Annotated in this window: 18 protein-coding genes; 10 read left to right on the top strand and 8 right to left on the bottom strand. The window is 75.0% G+C overall.

The genetic code is table 11. The features are described from left to right. Positions 1-84: 84 nt before the first annotated feature. The gene (locus tag EPD83_RS00635; protein ID WP_165566112.1) at positions 85-1,623 is read right to left on the bottom strand and encodes an ATP-dependent DNA ligase; all 1,539 of its coding nucleotides are present in this window, start codon (positions 1,621-1,623) and stop codon (positions 85-87) included. Positions 1,624-1,753: 130 nt separating this feature from the next. Next, positions 1,754-2,185 (bottom strand): GNAT family N-acetyltransferase, encoded by a 432-nt coding sequence (locus EPD83_RS00630; protein ID WP_128365417.1) that lies wholly within the window; start codon positions 2,183-2,185, stop codon positions 1,754-1,756. 108 nt (positions 2,186-2,293) lie between these two features. Between EPD83_RS00630 and EPD83_RS00625 the strand changes: the two genes are divergently transcribed. The 3 genes from EPD83_RS00625 to EPD83_RS00615 all read left to right on the top strand — a co-directional run bounded on the left by EPD83_RS00625 (position 2,294) and on the right by EPD83_RS00615 (position 4,208). Next, positions 2,294-2,755 (top strand): SRPBCC family protein, encoded by a 462-nt coding sequence (locus tag EPD83_RS00625; protein ID WP_128365418.1) that lies wholly within the window; start codon positions 2,294-2,296, stop codon positions 2,753-2,755. A gap of 110 nt (positions 2,756-2,865) precedes the next feature. Continuing rightward, the gene (locus EPD83_RS00620) at positions 2,866-3,561 is read left to right on the top strand and encodes a haloacid dehalogenase type II (RefSeq protein ID WP_128365419.1); all 696 of its coding nucleotides are present in this window, start codon (positions 2,866-2,868) and stop codon (positions 3,559-3,561) included. After that, positions 3,558-4,208, top strand: coding sequence for a nucleoside/nucleotide kinase family protein (locus EPD83_RS00615; RefSeq protein WP_235950266.1), 651 nt, complete (start codon positions 3,558-3,560; stop codon positions 4,206-4,208). The genes EPD83_RS00620 and EPD83_RS00615 overlap by 4 nt, the downstream gene beginning before the upstream one ends. A gap of 70 nt (positions 4,209-4,278) precedes the next feature. Here EPD83_RS00615 and EPD83_RS00610 read toward each other — a convergent pair whose 3' ends face one another. Then, the gene (locus EPD83_RS00610) at positions 4,279-5,040 is read right to left on the bottom strand and encodes an enoyl-CoA hydratase-related protein (RefSeq protein ID WP_128365420.1); all 762 of its coding nucleotides are present in this window, start codon (positions 5,038-5,040) and stop codon (positions 4,279-4,281) included. A 245-nt stretch (positions 5,041-5,285) separates the two neighbouring features. Here EPD83_RS00610 and EPD83_RS00605 point away from each other — a divergent pair, with 245 nt between their 5' ends. Genes EPD83_RS00605 through EPD83_RS00595 form a run of 3 tightly spaced genes read left to right on the top strand, consistent with a single transcriptional unit; the run spans position 5,286 to position 7,328 of the window. Next, entirely contained in the window at positions 5,286-6,209 is a 924-nt protein-coding gene (locus tag EPD83_RS00605; RefSeq protein WP_128365421.1) for a leucine-rich repeat domain-containing protein, read from the top strand. After that, positions 6,209-6,877 (top strand): DUF4241 domain-containing protein, encoded by a 669-nt coding sequence (locus EPD83_RS00600; RefSeq protein ID WP_128365422.1) that lies wholly within the window; start codon positions 6,209-6,211, stop codon positions 6,875-6,877. Before EPD83_RS00605 ends, EPD83_RS00600 begins: the two co-directional genes overlap by 1 nt. Positions 6,878-6,935: 58 nt before the next feature. Next, positions 6,936-7,328 carry a DUF4259 domain-containing protein gene (locus EPD83_RS00595; RefSeq protein WP_128365423.1) on the top strand — a complete coding sequence of 131 codons (393 nt, stop codon included), beginning with the start codon at positions 6,936-6,938 and terminating at the stop codon, positions 7,326-7,328. Positions 7,329-7,376: 48 nt separating this feature from the next. Here the strand turns inward: EPD83_RS00595 and EPD83_RS00590 are convergent, their stop codons facing one another. The 3 genes from EPD83_RS00590 to EPD83_RS00580 all read right to left on the bottom strand — a co-directional run bounded on the left by EPD83_RS00590 (position 7,377) and on the right by EPD83_RS00580 (position 10,397). Continuing rightward, positions 7,377-8,591 (bottom strand): CaiB/BaiF CoA transferase family protein, encoded by a 1,215-nt coding sequence (locus tag EPD83_RS00590; protein WP_128365424.1) that lies wholly within the window; start codon positions 8,589-8,591, stop codon positions 7,377-7,379. Continuing rightward, positions 8,588-9,625 (bottom strand): glucose-6-phosphate dehydrogenase (coenzyme-F420), encoded by a 1,038-nt coding sequence (gene fgd, locus EPD83_RS00585; RefSeq protein ID WP_128365425.1) that lies wholly within the window; start codon positions 9,623-9,625, stop codon positions 8,588-8,590. The genes EPD83_RS00590 and fgd overlap by 4 nt, the downstream gene beginning before the upstream one ends. A gap of 376 nt (positions 9,626-10,001) precedes the next feature. Then, entirely contained in the window at positions 10,002-10,397 is a 396-nt protein-coding gene (locus tag EPD83_RS00580) for a VOC family protein (RefSeq protein WP_128365426.1), read from the bottom strand. A 277-nt stretch (positions 10,398-10,674) separates the two neighbouring features. Here EPD83_RS00580 and EPD83_RS00575 point away from each other — a divergent pair, with 277 nt between their 5' ends. The 4 genes from EPD83_RS00575 (at position 10,675) to EPD83_RS00560 (ending at position 14,356) form a co-directional block, all read left to right on the top strand. Further along, positions 10,675-11,781 (top strand): Glu/Leu/Phe/Val family dehydrogenase, encoded by a 1,107-nt coding sequence (locus tag EPD83_RS00575; protein ID WP_128365427.1) that lies wholly within the window; start codon positions 10,675-10,677, stop codon positions 11,779-11,781. Between the two features lie 218 nt (positions 11,782-11,999). Continuing rightward, a complete protein-coding gene (locus EPD83_RS00570; protein WP_128365428.1) occupies positions 12,000-12,188 on the top strand; it encodes a DUF3073 domain-containing protein in 189 nt (62 codons plus the stop codon). 102 nt (positions 12,189-12,290) lie between these two features. Further along, complete coding sequence (locus tag EPD83_RS00565) at positions 12,291-13,829, top strand: purine-cytosine permease family protein (protein WP_128365429.1); 1,539 nt, start codon at positions 12,291-12,293, stop codon at positions 13,827-13,829. After that, positions 13,826-14,356, top strand: coding sequence for a cysteine hydrolase family protein (locus tag EPD83_RS00560; protein ID WP_128365430.1), 531 nt, complete (start codon positions 13,826-13,828; stop codon positions 14,354-14,356). Before EPD83_RS00565 ends, EPD83_RS00560 begins: the two co-directional genes overlap by 4 nt. 40 nt (positions 14,357-14,396) lie before the next feature. Here the strand turns inward: EPD83_RS00560 and EPD83_RS00555 are convergent, their stop codons facing one another. Next, entirely contained in the window at positions 14,397-14,858 is a 462-nt protein-coding gene (locus EPD83_RS00555; protein WP_164896112.1) for a hypothetical protein, read from the bottom strand. A 111-nt stretch (positions 14,859-14,969) separates the two neighbouring features. Next, entirely contained in the window at positions 14,970-16,106 is a 1,137-nt protein-coding gene (gene purM / locus EPD83_RS00550) for a phosphoribosylformylglycinamidine cyclo-ligase (RefSeq protein ID WP_128365432.1), read from the bottom strand. Positions 16,107-16,168: the final 62 nt, after the last annotated feature.

Genomic DNA, 16,168 nt, shown 5'->3' with positions numbered 1-16,168 from the left:
ATGACCCGCTGGCGGGAACACCGAGGAAGGACCGTAGGCCGACTATCCGGCGCCACAACTCACCACCGTTGCCGATGTTGCGGCCTAATCGGACGTCGAGTACGACCGCACGGCGTCGATGGTGTCGACCTCGTCGGGGCGCTTGTCGTCGCGGTAGCGCAGCACCCGGGCGAAGCGCAGGGCGATGCCGCCCGGGTAGCGGGTGGACCTCTGGATGCCGTCGATCGCGATCTCGACGACCTGCTCGGGCCGCACGGTGACGACGTACCCGTCGGCCGGTCCGTCGGCGAGGTCGGTGAAGCGCTCGGTCTGCCAGCGCAGCATCTCGTCGGTCATCCCCTTGAAGGTCTTGCCCACCATGACGAACCCGCCGGACTCGGGGTCGCGGGCGCCGAGGTGGATGTTCGACAGCCAGCCGCGCCGCCGGCCGGACCCCTGCTCGACGGCGAGGACGACGAGGTCCAGGGTGTGCGTCGGCTTCACCTTGACCCAGCCGCTGCCGCGCCGGCCGGCGGCGTAGGGGGCGTCGGCGTCCTTGACGACGACGCCCTCGTGCCCGGCGGCGACGAGGTCGTCGAAGAAGGTGGCCGCCGCGTCGGCGTCGTCGGTCAGCAGGCGCGGCACGACGAGGTGGGGTGCGAGGGCGATGAGCACCTCGTGCCGCTCGCGGGCCGGGGCGTCGACGAGGTCGCGCCCGTCGGCGCGCAGGACGTCGAAGAGGTACGTCGTCAGGGGGACCTCGGCGCGCAGCCGCTCGACGTCGGCCGAGCTGGCCGTGCGGGCGCCGGTGACCTGGAACGGCGCCGGACGGCCGCCCTCGCGCAGGACGATGGCCTCGCCGTCGAGGACGAGGTCGCCGCCGGGCAGGGCGGCCACGGCCTCGACGACCTCGGGCACGCGGTCGGTGATGTCGTCGAGGCTCCGGGTGAAGACGGTCACGGCGCCGTCCAGCCGGTGGACCTGCACCCGGATGCCGTCGAGCTTGCCGTCGACGAGCATCTCGGCGCCGGCGAAGGTGTCGGCGGCCTCGGCCGTGGTCTTGGCCGACGCCGCGAGCATCGGCCGCAGCGGCCGCCCGACGACCAGACGCACGTCCTCCAGGGCCGGCTGCCCGCCACGCGCGGCCAGTCCGGCGACGACGTGGGTGAAGCCCGCGAGCATGATGGCCCGGCGGACGACGGCGTCCGGGATCTCGTAGGCGCGGGCGACGGCGGCCTGGACGACGCCGTCGAGCGCGCCCTGACGGAGGTTGCCGGTCATGAGGTCGCGCAGGAAGCGCTGCTCGTCGGCGGTGGCCGCGCCCAGGAGGGACACCAGCTCGGCGCGTCGGGCGGTGGACGACCCGGATCCCGCGGCGGCGGCCAGACGGTCGAAGGCGGCGTCGACCTCGGCGACGGTGAGCGAGGAGTCCGGGGCGGGTTCGGGCAGAGACCGCAGCGACTGGTGGCCGACCCCGAGCCGGCGTTGCGGCAGCACCCCGGAGAGGAAGGCGACGACGGTGCCGACCTCGTCGGCACCCGCGCGGGTCAGCAGTGCGGCGATGGCCTCGGTCTTCGCGGTGCGCGACCGGGTGGCCGCGACCTCGCGCGAGGTGGCGACGAGGTCGGCGAGCGCGGTGTCCATGCCGTCATCCTGCCGCGCGCCGCCGACACCGGTCCTTCCCCGGCCCGGCCGGGTCGTGGACCTCGTCCGTCCGGTCGCCCGCCCCCGCCGTGCGTTGTGGCGCCCCCAGGGGGGACGTCCGGGACGCGGGTCAGCGGGTGAGGCGCATGGGGACGTGGGGGATCCCGTCCTCGACGAACTCGGCGCCGTCGCGGCCGAACCCCAGCCGCTCGTACCAGCCCTCGAGGTGGCTCTGGGCGTCGAGGACGACCGGCCCGCGGGTGGCCGCCAGCACGGCCTGGACGAGCGCGGCGGCGACCCCCGTGCCGCGGGCCGACGTCGCGGTCGCCACCCGGCCGACCCGCACGACGCCGCCGCCCTCGTCCAGCGCGCGCAGCGTGCCAAGCACCGCGCCGTCGTCGGCCTCGGCCCAGTAGTGGACGGCGCCGGGCTCGAGGTCGCGGCCGTCGAGGTCGGGGTAGAGGCACTGCTGCTCGAGGACGAACACGTCCTGGCGCAGCCGGAGCACCGCGTAGAGCGTGACGGGCGGGACGGCGGACAGGGGCGCGGAGCGGACGAGCACGCCCCCATGATGTCCGCCCCCGGGACGTGGGCCGCCCCCGCGTCCACCCCACCGCCCGGCGCGCACCGAGAGCCCCGCTGGGCGTCCTGACCGGGGAGGATCGAGGACATGGACGACGACAAGAAGATCACGGTCAGCCGCACCATCGACTCCTCGGCCGCCGAGGTGTTCGACGTGCTCACCCTCCCGGCCAACCACGTCGAGCTCGACGGCTCGGGGTTCGTGGTGTCCGACGAGCACAACGACCGCATCACCGGCACCGGGCAGGTGTTCACCATGAACATGACCGGCGACCACATGGGCGGCGACTACAAGACCGACAACCACGTCGTCGGCTACGAGCCGAACAAGCTCGTGGCGTGGAAGACCGCCCCGGCCGGCACCGAGCCGCCCGGGTGGCAGTGGGTCTGGGAGCTCGAGCCCCAGGGTCCCGACAGCACGCTGGTGTCCGTCACCTACGACTGGGCCCAGGTCACCGACCCCGAGCTGCTGCAGAAGGTCTCCTTCCCCCTGGTCAGCCAGAGCCAGCTCGAGGACACCCTCGCCAAGCTGGCCGCCACCACCGGCTGAGCACGGCATCGACGGCGGAGGGCGGGCACCGCACGGTGCCCGCCCTCCGCGCGTCCGGCCCTCCTCGGCGGTCGCTCGTCGGCGGGCCCCTCCCGGTGGATGATGGGGCGATGAGTGACACCGTCGTCCCCTGCCCGCCCCCCGGTCTGCTGATCTTCGACGTCAACGAGACGCTGTCGGACCTGTCGCCGGTGGCCGCGACGTTCGCCGAGCTGGGTCTGCCCGAGCACCTCGCCGCGACGTGGTTCGCGGGTGTGCTGCGCGACGGCATGGCCCTCACCGTCACCGGTGAGAACCCGGCGTTCGCGGACCTGGCCACGGCCGGCTTCCACACCGTGGCGGCCGGGCGGCCCGGCGCCCCGGAGGACCTCGACGAGGCCGCCGACCGGGTCGTCGCCACCTTCATGGACCTGCCCCTGCACCCGGACGTCGAACCGGGCCTGCGCGCGCTCGCCGACCTCGGCATCCGCATGGTCACGCTGAGCAACGGCTCGACCGCCGTCGCCCAGGGTCTCGTCGAGCGCAACGGCCTGGACGACGTCTTCGAGCAGGTGCTCTCCGTCGCCGACGCCCCGCTGTGGAAGCCGGACAACCGCGCCTACGCCTACGCCCTGTCCGCGTGCGAGGTCGAACCCGAGGACGCCATGCTCGTCGCGGTGCACCCGTGGGACACCCACGGCGCCGCGGTCGCCGGGCTCCGCAGCTGCTACGTCGCCCGCACCGGCACCCCGTACCCGACGACGATGCGCGAGCCCGAGGTGACCGTCGACTCGCTGACCGCCCTCGCCGAGCGGTTCTCCGCGTGACGACGGCCCCCGACCAGGTCCGCCTGCCGCGCGCGGACACCGCCCGCCTCGTCGAGCGGGCCCGGGCCCTGGCCGGCCGTGGCGGGCGCCGCCTGCTCGGCCTCACCGGGTCGCCCGGCGCCGGGAAGTCGACGCTGGCCGAGGCGCTCGTCGCCGCTCTCGGACCGCAGGCGGTGCTGCTGCCGATGGACGGCTTCCACCTCGCGCAGTCCGTGCTCGAGGACCTCGGGCGGACGGCGACCAAGGGCGCGGCCGACACCTTCGACGCCGCCGGCTTCGTCCATCTGCTGCGGCGGGTCCGGGCGGCCGACGAGGACGTCGTCTACGCGCCGACCTTCCGCCGCGACCTCGAGGAGCCGGTCGCCGGCGCCGTCGCCGTCCCGCGCGAGGTCCCGCTCGTCGTCGTCGAGGGCAACTACCTGCTGACCGACGCGCACGGCTTCGACCCGGTCGCCGCCCTCCTCGACGAGTCCTGGTTCGTCGACCCGGGGCCGGCGCTGCGACGGGAGTGGCTCGTCGCGCGGCACATGACCTTCGGCCGCGACCACGCGGCGGCGGTCGAGCGCAGCGACGGGTCGGACCAGGTCAACGCCGAACTCGTCGAGCAGTCGCGGAGCCGGGCCGACGTCGTCGTCGAGGGCGCCTGACGGCGCACTCCGACCCTCCGAGGCAGCGACACCCGCGGAAGCCCCGGACGCGGACGCCCGCAGCGGCGGGTCAGTGGCCGGTGAACTCGGGCCGGCGCTTGCCGACGAACGCCGCCGCGCCCTCGCGGTGGTCGGCCGTCGCACCGAGCCGGCGCTGCCCGGCGTCCTCGAGGGCCAGGGCCGCCTCGACGTCGAGCCCCGCCGCGTTGACCGCCGCCTTGGTCTCGGCGTAGGCCAGCGGTGGGCCGGCCGCGAAGCTCTCGAGCAGTTCGGCGGCACGGGCGTCGAAGCCGTCGGCGGGGACGCTCTCGGCGACGAGCCCCCACTGCGCGGCGGTGGCGCCGGGCAGGGCCTCGCCGGTGAGCGCGAGACGCATGGCGCGGGCCCGACCGACCGCGGCCGTGACGAGCGCGGTGGCCCCGCCGTCGGGCATGAGGCCGATGCGGGTGAAGGCGAGCACGAACGGCGCCTCGTCGGCCACGAGGGCGTAGTCGCAGGCTAGGGCCATGGGGACGCCGATCCCGGCGGCGACGCCGTGCACGAGGGCGACGACCGGCGTCGTCGTCCCCAGCAGGGTGCGGACCAGCTCGGCGCCGGCCTCGAGGACCCCCATCTGGGCGCCCTCCGCGGTCAGCGGCGCGCCGGAGCAGAAGCCCCGCCCGGCCCCGGTCAGCGCGACGACCCGGACGGCGGGATCGGCGTCGAGCTCGCGCAGGGCGGCGACGACGGCCGCGCACATCTCGGGGTCGACGGCGTTGAGGCGCTCGGGGGCGTCGAGGGTGATCCGGCCGATGGCTCCGTCCGCCTCCACGCGGACCCGTGCGCTGCTCATGCCGCCCATCCTGGCCCACCGACCGATGGACCACCGCCGCGGGAGCGGTTCGGCCGTTCGGCTCGGGGTGGCGGCCGGGGCTAGTGGGTGTCGGACGACGCCGCTAGGTTCGGCGCACGGTGATGACGGATCGACGGGGGGACCGGCGTGGAGCTCGACACGCCCGCTGCGGGCGTAGGACCCCGAGGGCCCGGGGCCTGGCCGGCCGTGTCTTCGAGCCCGGACATCTCCGGACGGAGGCTGTCGTGACGCCCGCCCTCACGCCGAACCCTCTGCTCCGGCGGGACATCCCGGCCCACCGCGAGCTCATGGACGCCGGTGGCCAGTGGGTGGTGGAGCAGGGCGCCGACCCCGCGGCGGTGGTGCGCGAGGCCCAGCAGCACGACGTCGCGGCGCTCTCGGTCACCGGCAAGGACCTCTCCTTCCTCGCCGAGCTCCCCGAGCTCGAGCACTTGCGGCTCGGTGACGCGGGGGACATCGGACCCGCGGCTTCTCTCCCACGGCTGCGCAGCTTCGAGGCGGTCGGCTGGGACGGCGGCCGGATCGATGCCACCGGGTGGCCGCGGCTGCAGCGGTTCGCCGTGGGGGCACCACCGCGCGGCGGGGGCGTCGAGTCGGTGTACGCCCATCCGACGGTCGAGGTGCTGGGGCTGAACCGGTTCGCCGGCACCGAGCTGACCGAGGTGACCGCACCGCGCCTGCGTGAGCTCCGCCTGTCCTCGCCGAAGCTCGAGAGTCTCACCGGGCTCGAGGCCCACGCCGACACCCTCGAGGTGCTGGTGCTCTCGGGAGTGCCCCGTCTTCGGGACCTCTCGTCGCTGGCTGCCATGACCCGGCTGGAGGTCCTGGGCATCTCCTCCGCCCGCGGGGTGACGACGCTCGACGAGGTGGCCGCCGCCCGCGGGCTCCGGCTGCTGGACCTCGGGGACCAGCGAGGAGTGGAGTCGCTCGGGCCGCTGGCGGGCCACCCGTCGCTGGAGTACGTGCTGTTCCAGAAGACCGCCGACATGTCGCTGGCGGCACTGCGGGACCTTCCCCGGCTCCGCGCCGTCGGCGGGTACCGCAGCCGCGACTGGACGCCGGACCTCTCAACCTTCCCCGACCTCGTCACGTTCGCCGAGGAGGACGACGTTTCTCGCGACTACGCCGTTCTGCGACTGCGCTACTGATGGCGACGTCCCCCGAGCTGCTGGTCGCCTACGGCCGCACCTTCACCTTCCCGGAACGCGAAGGGGGTCGAGCGGCGACCGCAGAGCTGGTCGCCGTCCCCGGCCCGGAGGTCACCCTCCGGTCAGGAGATGTGCTCCTCCTCGACGCGTGGTCCCCGGACTTCTGGCCGCAGGACGCCCAGGTGCGGCTGTCCCCGGGTCGGCACCCCACCACCCTGGGCGTGGTGCACCTGCCCGACCCTGACGGGGCGATCTGGCCGGTGGGCTGCGCGGCGGTCCTCGGGCGAGCTGACCTGGTCGCGGCGTGGCGAACGTTGGTCGTCGACGGTGAGCCGTTCCGGGCCGACGTGGGAACCGGGCTCGGGGCAGTCGCCGACGCTGCGGCGATCGACGCCCTGCGGGTGCTGGCGGACGACGACGACCACATGGCCACGGTCATGGACGCCACGCCGCAGGGCTCGGACCGGCTCACCGCCATGGAGGTGGGCGATGGGGTCGCGGCGGTCGCCTTCGCCCCGTCGCAGGGGTCGTGGACCTACCCCGTTCACGTGGGCCTCGACGACGAGGGCAGGTCCGTCGCGGTCCTCGTCGACGTCGACTGGCTCGAGGAGTCGAACCTCGTCGACTCCGACCACCCCGCGACGGCAACTGGCGACGCACCCCGATGACCGATCCCGACCCGTTCCACTCCACCCTCGAGGACCCGCCTTGAGGCAGGATGCCGCCATGGGCACGTGGGGACTCAGACCGTTCGAGAACGATGACGCCGCCGACTGGGTGTTCGGCCTGGAGGACGACGGGCTCGCCGCCGTCACCGCCGCGCTGCGCACGGACGAGGGCTACCTCGAGGCCCCTGAGGCCGCCGAGGCGGTGGCCGCCGCGGCGGCCGTCGGCGTCGTGCTCGGGGTGCCGGTCGAGTCAGCCGAGGAGGTCGACGAGTGGGCCGCGGGCGCAGACCCCGGCGAGGTGCGACTCCTCGCCGCCGAGGCGGCGGCCGCGCTGGACCGGGTGCTGGACGGCTCCGAGCTCGCGGAACTGCACGACGAGGCCGGCAACGACGACTGGCGGACGAGCACGGCCGCACTGCGGGACGGACTGCGCGCGGCCGGCGGCTCCTGAGCCGAGCCTCTACCGACGACCAGGGTCCGGCAGGTCCCGAACGCGCCGTCAGCGTGCCGGGTCGTCGCTGGCCTGGCTGACCGCGCCGGAGGCGAGCAGCGCCTCGACCTCGTCGGCCGTGAGACCGGTGGCCCGCAGGAACGACACGGTGTCCGCGCCCGGCGCGGGCTCGGGACCGGGTATGCCCAGGGGCGTGCCCGAGAAGCCGGGCGTCGGGGCGGGCACCGGCGAACCGGTCGGCCCCGGGACGAAAGATCCCCGGGCCACGGCCTGCGGGTGGCGCGAGGCCTCGGCCAGCGACAGCACCGGCGCGACGCACGCGTCCGTCCCGTCGAACACCGCCGCCCACTCGTCCCGCGAGCGCGCGGCGAAGGCGGCGGTGAACGCGGCCCGCTGCGCCGGCCAGGTCGCGGTGTCGTACTGGTCGCCCGGCAGGTCGGCCCCGGCCTCGTCCCGTAGGACGGCCACCAGCTCGGCCCAGAACTGCGGCTCCAGCGCCCCGACCGCCACGAACCGGCCGTCGGCGCACCGGTAGACCGCGTAGAACGGCGCGCCGCCGTCGAGCAGGTTCGCCTCCCGCTCGTCCCGCCACGTCCCGGCGCCGACCATCGCGTGCAGCATCGAGACCAGGTGCGCGGAGCCGTCGACCATCGCCGCGTCGACGACCTGCCCCCGCCCCGTCCGCCCGCGCGCGAGGAGTGCGGCCAGCACCCCGGCCACGAGGTACATCGACCCGCCCCCGTAGTCGCCGAGCGCCGGCACCGGCGTGATCGGCCGGTCCGCCGGGCCCATCGCGTGCAGCGTGCCCGACACCGCGGCGTAGGTGAGGTCGTGCCCGGCCCGCGCCGCCCACGGCCCGTCCTGGCCCCACCCGGTCATCCGCCCGACGACGAGCCCCGGGTTGCGGGTCCACAGGTCGTCGGGAGCCAGGCCCAGTCGTTCCAGGACCCCCGGCCGGTACCCCTCGAGGAGGACGTCGGCGTCGTCGACCAGGCGGCGCACGACCCCGAGCCCGTCGGGGTGTTTGAGGTCGACGGCGATGCTCGGCCGCGAGCGCCGCAGCCCGCCGGTGAGAGCCAGCGGGTTCGCCTCGCCCGGCCGGTCGACGCGGACGACGTCGGCGCCGAGCTCGGCGAGGTACATGGCCGCGAAGGGCCCGGGGCCGATGCCGCCCAGCTCGACGACGCGCGTCCCGGCCAGCGGTCCGCCGGCGTCGGGCCCGGGCTCGGGCTTCGCGGGGTCGGCCCCGGCGCCGTCGGTCACCGCTGCGCGGGCACGAGCTCGCGCAGACCGGGGACGACCTGCTCGGTGAAGGTGCGCAGGAACCGCTCCTGGTCGTGACCGGGGCCGTGGACGACGAGGTGGTCGAACCCGAGGTCGGTGTAGAACCGCAGCGCCTCGACGACGTCCTGCGGGTCCGACGCGACGACCCAGCGCTTGGCGACCTGCTCGATGGGCAGCTCGTCGGCGGCGCGCTCCATCTCCTCGGGGCTGTGGATGGAGTGCTTCTGCTCGGCGGTCAGCGACAGCGGCGCCCAGAACCGGGTGTTCTCCAGCGCCCGCTCGGGGTCGGGGTCCCAGGACACCTTGATCTCGATCATCCGGTCGATCTCGTCGTGGTCGCGGCCGGCCTTGTCCAGGCCCTCGTCGACGGACGGGACGAGCTGGTCGCGGTAGAGCTCCTCGCCCTTGCCGGAGGTGCAGATGAACCCGTCGCCGTGCCGACCCGCGTAGCGCGCCACCATCGGACCGCCGGCGGCGATGTAGACCGGGACCGGGGTGTCCGGGCGGTCGTAGATGGCGGCGTCCTCGGTGCGGTAGTATTCGCCCTCGAAGGTGACCCGCGGCTCGGTCCACAGCTGGCGCATGAGCGTCACTGCCTCGCGCAGCCGCCCGAAGCGCTCCTTGAACTCCGGCCACTCCCCCTCGGCCACCGACCCGACGGCGATCTCGTTGAGCGCCTCGCCGGTGCCGACGCCGAGCATGACCCGGCCGGGGGCCAGGCAGGCCATCGTCGCGAAGGTCTGGGCGACGACCGGCGGGTTGTAGCGGAAGGTCGGCGTCATCACCGAGGTGCCGACCATGATCCGCTCCGTGCGGGCGAGCACCCAGGACATCCAGGCCAGGGAGTTCGGCGCGTGGCCGCCCTCGAGTCGCCAGGGCTGGAAGTGGTCCGAGATCGTCGCCGAGTCCAGCCCCAGCTCCTCGGCGAGGACCGCGAAGCCCGCCAGCTCGGCCGGCGCGAACTGCTCCGCCGACGCCTTGTACCCGATCCGGACTCCGCGCGATGCCGTCATGGGCCCATCCTGCTACAGCGGCCGCGCGCGGCGACCGGCCGGCGGATCACCGGCCGCACAACGGCCGACGGTCGTGCCCTCACCCTCGGTCCGCCTGCTGGACGACGCCCCGGCCCCGGACAGCGCTTCGGGGTGCGGACCGTCCCCCTCGAACGGTCCGCACCCCGTGGTGGTGCTGTCCCGGGCCGTCGACCCCCCGACGGCCCGGGTCCCGCATCTCCGTCTCCCCCGGTGGTGCGTTGGGAACGACTCTGCCGGAGCCCGCTACGGCGTCGCTGCGAATCCGCTGCGCGGCCTGCCCGCCGGGCGGCCGGGGGCACATGACGACGCCGACGCGCCGGCCCGGTCGGCCGGCGCGTCGGCGTGGCGCCCGTGCTCAGGCGCCGGCGAAGAGCTCGAGCGCGATGTTGTCGGGGTCGCGGAAGGACAGCCCGTGGCCGTACCCGGCCGACTTCACCCCGCCGTGCGCGATGCCGAGCTCGTCGAGCCGGCTCTCCCACTGCCGCAGGTCCTCGACCGAGCCGACGGCGAACCCGACGTGGTCCAGGCCGGTGCGCTCCTCGTCGAAGGCGTCGCCGGACTCGCGGCCCTGGTGGGTGTGCAGCCCGAACAGCTGGCCCCCGTCCAGCGCGAACACCGTGTGGTGGAAGCGGCCCCCCTCCTCGTCCTCGTCGAGCACGGGCTCGGCGTCGAAGAGGGCCGCGTACCAGCGCGTGCTCCGCTCGAGGTCGCTGACGGTGACGGCGACGTGCTGCAGTCCGGGGAAGGCCATGCTCGGCTCCTTTGCCGTGGAGGTCCGCCGCCGGCCGGGGTCCCGGCGGCGCTGGTCCCTCCGGTCTACGCCGCGACGAGCCGGCTCGCCCCGTCCACCCGGGCAGGCACCGGACAGGGCACGCCCGCACCGGGACCGCCGGTCGTAGGCGGGCGCGAGCGGGCCACCGCGCCCCGAGACCCCGGTTCGTCCTCCACGACGGGCTTAGGAACCGGGGTCCTGAGGACATTTCGGGGTCACCCCGAAATGTCCACCGCAGCGGGGATAGCGTGGCGAGGTGCCCACGGACCTCGTCGACCTGTCCGGCCACGAGCAGGTGGTCTTCTGCTCCGACCCCGCCACCGGCCTGCGCGCGGTCATCGCGCTGCACTCGACGGCCCTCGGTCCCGGGCTCGGCGGCACCCGCTTCCACCCGTACCCGTCGATGGACGCGGCGCTGGCCGACGTCCTGCGGCTCTCACGGGCGATGTCGTCGAAGAACGCCCTCGCCGGCCTCGACCACGGCGGGGGCAAGGCGGTCGTCCTCGGCGACCCGCGGACGGACAAGACGCCGGAGCTGCTGCGGGCCTACGGGCGGTTCGTGGAGTCGCTGGGCGGCCGCTACGTCACCGCCTGCGACGTCGGCACCTACGTCACCGACATGGACGTCGTCGCGCAGGAGACGCGCTGGGCCACCGGCCGCTCGCCCGAGCGCGGCGGCGCCGGGGACTCCTCGCTGCTCACCGCGCTCGGCGTCTTGCGCGGCATGCGGGCCGCGGCGCAGCACCTGTGGGGCGAGCCGACGCTCGCCGGGCGACGGGTCGGCATCGCCGGCGTCGGCAAGGTCGGCTCCCGCCTCGCCGGACACCTCCTCGACGACGGCGCCGAGGTCGTCGTCACCGACGTCGACCACGCCGCCGTGGCCCGCCTCGTCGAGCGCCACCCCGCGCTCACCGTCGCCGAGGACGCGCGGGCCCTGGTCCGGATGCCGCTGGACGTCTACAGCCCCAACGCCCTCGGCGGCGCGCTGGACGACGACACCGTCGACGCCCTGACCGCCGGCCTGGTCTGCGGCGGCGCGAACAACCAGCTGGCCCACGACGGGACGGCCGAGCGGCTGGCCGCCCGCGGGGTCGTCTACGCCCCCGACTTCCTCGTCAACGCCGGTGGGGTCATCCAGGTCAGCGACGAGCTGCACGGCTTCGACGCCGAGCGCGCCGCGGCCCGGACCGAGGCCATCTTCGACGCCACGCTCGCCGTGCTGCAGGCCGCGGAGGCCGACGACGTCACCCCGGCGACGGCCGCCGACCGCCTCGCCGAGCAGCGGATCGCCGGCGGTGGCCCGGTGCCGTGGCTGCCCGCCGCCCCGTCCCGAGGGGCGGACACGAGGCCGCCGGCGTCCTGAGCCCGTCGTCGCGCGGCCACGTCCGCGGCGCGGTGCCCGGCCGCCGCGCCGCGCCGTCCGACGAGGCGCCCAAGGTGCCCGGTGACGCCCCGGGCCATGTAGAGTTGGCGGCACGATTGCACACCATCCCCGGAGCCGCTCCGCGACGTGTGACGACCACCGCAAGGGGCCGTCGGACCAGCGATGCCGCCCCGGCAGACGCACGAGGGGGTCACGCCATGGGGCGCGGCCGAGCAAAGGCCAAGCAGACGAAGGTCGCCCGCGAGCTGAAGTACTTCAGCCCCGACACCGACCTCTCGGCGCTTGAGCAGGAACTTCACGGACAGTCGCAGAACGGCCGGACCCCCGACCGTCGCGACCGGGACGACGAGGACGACTACGACTCCTGGGCCTCCGGCCGGCGTTGACGCCGACCTGACCCTCCTCCGCAGCACACCGCCCCCTCGGGGGCGAGATGCCGTGCTGCACGCTGTTCGCCACGTGCCGCCACGGCGTGCCATGCTCCCGGCATGAGCGCTCCCACAGCGGCCGAGACCCGTCGGCTCGGCGTCGAGACCACCGGTATCGAGATCATCGACGAGGCCGAGCGCACCGCCGCTCCCCGCGACCTGTTCTGGCCGTGGTTCGCGGCCAACGTCTCGGTCTTCGGGATCTCCTACGCGGCGTTCGTCCTCCAGTTCGGGATCTCGGTGTGGCAGGGCGCGGTCGTCACCGTGCTCGGCATCGTCGTCTCCTTCCTCCTGTGCGGCCTCGTCGCCGTGGCCGGGAAGCGCGGCTCGGCCCCGACGATGATCCTGTCCCGCGCCTCGTTCGGGGTGGTCGGGCAGAAGGTGCCGGGTGTCATCTCCTGGCTGGTCTCGATCGGCTGGGAGACCTTCCTCGCGATCCTCGCCGTCCTCGCCACCTCGACGATCTTCACCCGGCTCGGCTGGGGCGGCGGCACCGGGACCAAGGTCGTCGCCGCGGTGCTCGTCGCGGCCCTCATCGTCGCGGCCTCGGTGGCGGGCTACCACGTCATCATGCGGATGCAGTCGGTGCTCACCTGGCTGACCGGGCTCGTCACCGTCCTCTTCGTCGTCGTCGCGGCCGGCAACATTGACTGGTCGGCCGTGCAGGCCGTCCCCGGCGGGCCGCCCCAGGCCGTCGTCGGCGCCTTCGTCATGCTCATGACCGGGTTCGGCCTGGGCTGGATCAACATCGCCGCCGACTGGTCGCGCTACCAGCGGCGGGACGCCGCGGGCGGCGCCATCGTCCTGTGGAACACGATCGGCGGCGCCGTGGCACCGGTGCTGCTCGTCCTCTTCGGGCTGCTGCTGGCCGCGTCGGACGAGACCGTCCTCCAGGGCATCCCGAACGACCCTATCGGCACCCTGGCCACGGTCCTGCCGACGTGGTTCCTCGTGCCCTTCCTCGTCGCGGTCATCCTCTCGCTGGTCTCCGGTGCCGTGCTCGGCATCTACTCCTCCGGGCTGACTCTGCTCTCCCTCGGGGTGCGGGTGCCCCGCCCGGCCGCGGCCGCCGTCGACGGCGTCATCCTCACCCTCGGGACCATCTGGGTCGTGTTCTTCACGCAGAACTTCCTCGGCCCCTTCCAGTCCTTCCTCATCACCCTCGGCGTGCCGCTCGCGGCGTGGGCCGGCATCTTCATCGCCGACCTCGCGCTGCGCCGCCGCGACTACGACGCCGGCCCGGACGGTGAGCGCGCGCTGTTCGACGCCTCCGGCCGGTACGGCGCCTGGGACTGGATCTCCATCGCGACGATGGTCCTCGCGTCCGTCGTCGGCTGGGGGCTGGTCGTCAACGGGTTCGCCAGCGACGCGTCGTGGAACAACTGGCAGGGCTACCTGCTGGAGCCGCTCGGCCTCGGGACCTTCGTCACCGCCGCCGACGGCGGCCCGTACTGGGACGGCGCGTGGCCGTACTCGAACATCGGCGTGCTGCTCGCGTTCGCCATCGGCTTCGTCGTCACCGGGCTCGCCCGCCGCCCCAAGGTCCGGCGGCAGGAGCGCGCGGCCGGCGAGCGCACCGCCGAGTCCGTCCCGGCGTGACCGCTCCTGCCGACGACCTGCTGGTCCTGGTCGACCCGCAGGTCGTCTTCGCCGACCCCGGCGTCTCGCCCTGGGGGTCGCCCATGTTCGGTGCGGCGGTCGGCGCCATGCGCGAGCTCGCGGACGCCGCCGGACCGGACGCCACGGTGGTCACCCGCTTCGTCGCCGACCCGGCGCTCGGGGGCTCGTGGGGCCGGTACTACGAGGACTGGCCGTTCGCCCTCGTCCCCGACGACGACCCGCTGTACGCCGTGGTCCCCGAGCTGGACCGGCTCGGAGCCCGGGTGGTCACGGCCGGGACCTTCGGCAAGTGGCCGGTCCTGCGCGACCTCGTCGCCCCGGGGGCCCGGGTGCGGGTGGCCGGCGTGGCCACGGACTGCTGCGTGCTCTCGACCGTGCTGCCGATGGCCGATGCGGGCATCACCGTCGAGGTCGTCGCCGACGCCTGCGCCGGCTCGACGCCGGAGAACCACGCCCGGGCCCTGGACGCGATGCGGCTGTTCGCGCCGCAGGTCCTGATCGTCTGAGCGCCGGCCGGGACACGACGCCGGCCGGGTGCTGCGCCCGTCAGAGCATCGGGCCCAGCGCGAGGATCCCGGCTCCGCACAGCGCGCCGACGAGTCCGGCGGTGACCCCCGCGAGCCGTGGCCCGAGCGCCGCACCCCGGCCCAGCGCGGCGACGCAGGCCAGGCCGCAGCACCAGCCGACGAGGAGCGCGGGCGCGAGGTCGTCGACGGCGCCCAGGACGTCGAGCGAGCCCAGGTCGCGGCCGGTGACGAGGGTGTAGGCGCCGGTGGCGAGCCACACCCCGAGAAGCACCAGGGTGGAGTGGACGACGGCGGCGAGCGTGGCCAGGGTGAGCACCCCGACGGTCCAGCGCCGGGCCCGGACGACGTCGACGTCCGCCGCCGCGGCGTGACGGGGTCCGGGGTGGGCCGGCTCAGTGGTGATGGCGGGGAGGCCCAGCGGCGGCGTCGGGGAGCCGGTGCCGGAGGGGAAGGGGGCGGCGGGGGCGGGGGCCGGCGTCATGTCGGCGAGCATGGCGGTGACCTCCGACAGCGCGCCTGAGTCGTCGTACTCACAGGCGGCCCGTACCGGGCCGGGCAGCCGGTGGGGAGCGCGGGGCGGGGGCTGCGGGGGTCAGGCGGTGCGGTGGTCGCCGACGAGCGCGACCGAGCCGCCGTCGACGCCCTTGGCGCCGCGCACGAGCGGTCCGACCGCGTCGTCGGCGATGCTCGCGTCGAAGACCTCGCCGATGACCCGGGTGGCGATGCCGCGCGACTCCAGGTGGGCGACGGCGGGGTCGACGGCGTCGGCGGGGACGACGGCGGCGAACCCGATGCCGAGGTTGAGGGTCCGCTCCAGGTCCTCGCGCGGCACGGCCCCGAGGCGCCCGACCAGCCCGAAGACCGGCGGCGGGGTCCAGCAGCCGCGGTCGAGCCGGGCGTGGACCGACGGCGGGAGCACGCGCGCGAGGTTCGCGGCCAGCCCTCCGCCGGTGACGTGGGAGAGGGCGTGCACGGTGACGCCGTGGGTCCGGACCAGGTCGAGCAGGTCGGCGGAGTAGACGCGCGTGGGCTCGAGCAGCTCCTCCCCGAGGGTGCGCCCCAGCTCCTCGACGTGCCGGTCCAGCTCCCAGCCGGCGTGCGCGACGACGCGCCGCACGAGGGAGTACCCGTTGGAGTGCAGCCCGCTGGACGCGAGCCCGAGGACGACGTCGCCCGGCTCGACCCGCTGCGGACCGAGGACGTCGTCGTGCTCGACGACGCCGGTGGCGGCGCCCGCGACGTCGTACTCGTCCGGGCCGAGGAGCCCGGGGTGCTCGGCGGTCTCGCCGCCGACGAGGGCCACGCGGGCCTGCTCGCAGGCGGCCGCGATGCCGGAGACGATGGCGGCCACCCGCTCCGGGACGACCGACCCGCAGGCCAGGTAGTCGGTCATGAAGAGCGGCTCGGCCCCGCACACGACGATGTCGTCGACGACCATCCCCACGAGGTCGAAGCCGATGGTGTCGTGCCGGTCCAGGGCCCGGGCGATGGCGACCTTGGTGCCGACGCCGTCGGTCGAGGTGGCGAGCACGGGGCGCCGGTAGGAGGTCAGCGCGCTGGCGTCGAACATCCCGGCGAACCCGCCGAGCCCGCCGAGCACCTCGGGCCGGGTCGCTCGCCGCACCGACTCCTTCATCAGCTCGACGGCCCGGTCGCCGGCCTCGACGTCGACCCCGGCGGAGGCGTAGGTGATGCCGCCGGGCTGGTCGGGCGCACTGGGCTCGCTCACGCCCGGCAGCCTACCGACGCGGTCACCGGCGGGCCCGCTCCGCCCGGGTCGGCTGTCCGGAC

This window comes from Phycicoccus flavus, from assembly GCF_004025965.2.
GTDB lineage: Bacteria > Actinomycetota > Actinomycetes > Actinomycetales > Dermatophilaceae > Phycicoccus > Phycicoccus flavus.
This window is presented reverse-complemented; position numbering and strand designations above follow the sequence as displayed.

Bases quoted from the DNA above. Each gene is read 5' to 3' on its own strand.
- EPD83_RS00635 (WP_165566112.1), bottom strand. From the start codon at position 1,623: ATGGACACCGCGCTCGCCGACCTCGTCGCCACCTCGCGCGAGGTCGCG.
- EPD83_RS00625 (WP_128365418.1), top strand. From the start codon at position 2,294: ATGGACGACGACAAGAAGATCACGGTCAGCCGCACCATCGACTCCTCG.
- EPD83_RS00620 (WP_128365419.1), top strand. From the start codon at position 2,866: ATGAGTGACACCGTCGTCCCCTGCCCGCCCCCCGGTCTGCTGATCTTC.
- EPD83_RS00610 (WP_128365420.1), bottom strand. From the start codon at position 5,040: ATGAGCAGCGCACGGGTCCGCGTGGAGGCGGACGGAGCCATCGGCCGG.
- EPD83_RS00600 (WP_128365422.1), top strand. From the start codon at position 6,209: ATGGCGACGTCCCCCGAGCTGCTGGTCGCCTACGGCCGCACCTTCACC.
- EPD83_RS00595 (WP_128365423.1), top strand. From the start codon at position 6,936: ATGGGCACGTGGGGACTCAGACCGTTCGAGAACGATGACGCCGCCGAC.
- fgd (WP_128365425.1), bottom strand. From the start codon at position 9,625: ATGACGGCATCGCGCGGAGTCCGGATCGGGTACAAGGCGTCGGCGGAG.
- EPD83_RS00580 (WP_128365426.1), bottom strand. From the start codon at position 10,397: ATGGCCTTCCCCGGACTGCAGCACGTCGCCGTCACCGTCAGCGACCTC.
- EPD83_RS00570 (WP_128365428.1), top strand. From the start codon at position 12,000: ATGGGGCGCGGCCGAGCAAAGGCCAAGCAGACGAAGGTCGCCCGCGAG.
- EPD83_RS00565 (WP_128365429.1), top strand. From the start codon at position 12,291: ATGAGCGCTCCCACAGCGGCCGAGACCCGTCGGCTCGGCGTCGAGACC.
- EPD83_RS00555 (WP_164896112.1), bottom strand. From the start codon at position 14,858: ATGACGCCGGCCCCCGCCCCCGCCGCCCCCTTCCCCTCCGGCACCGGC.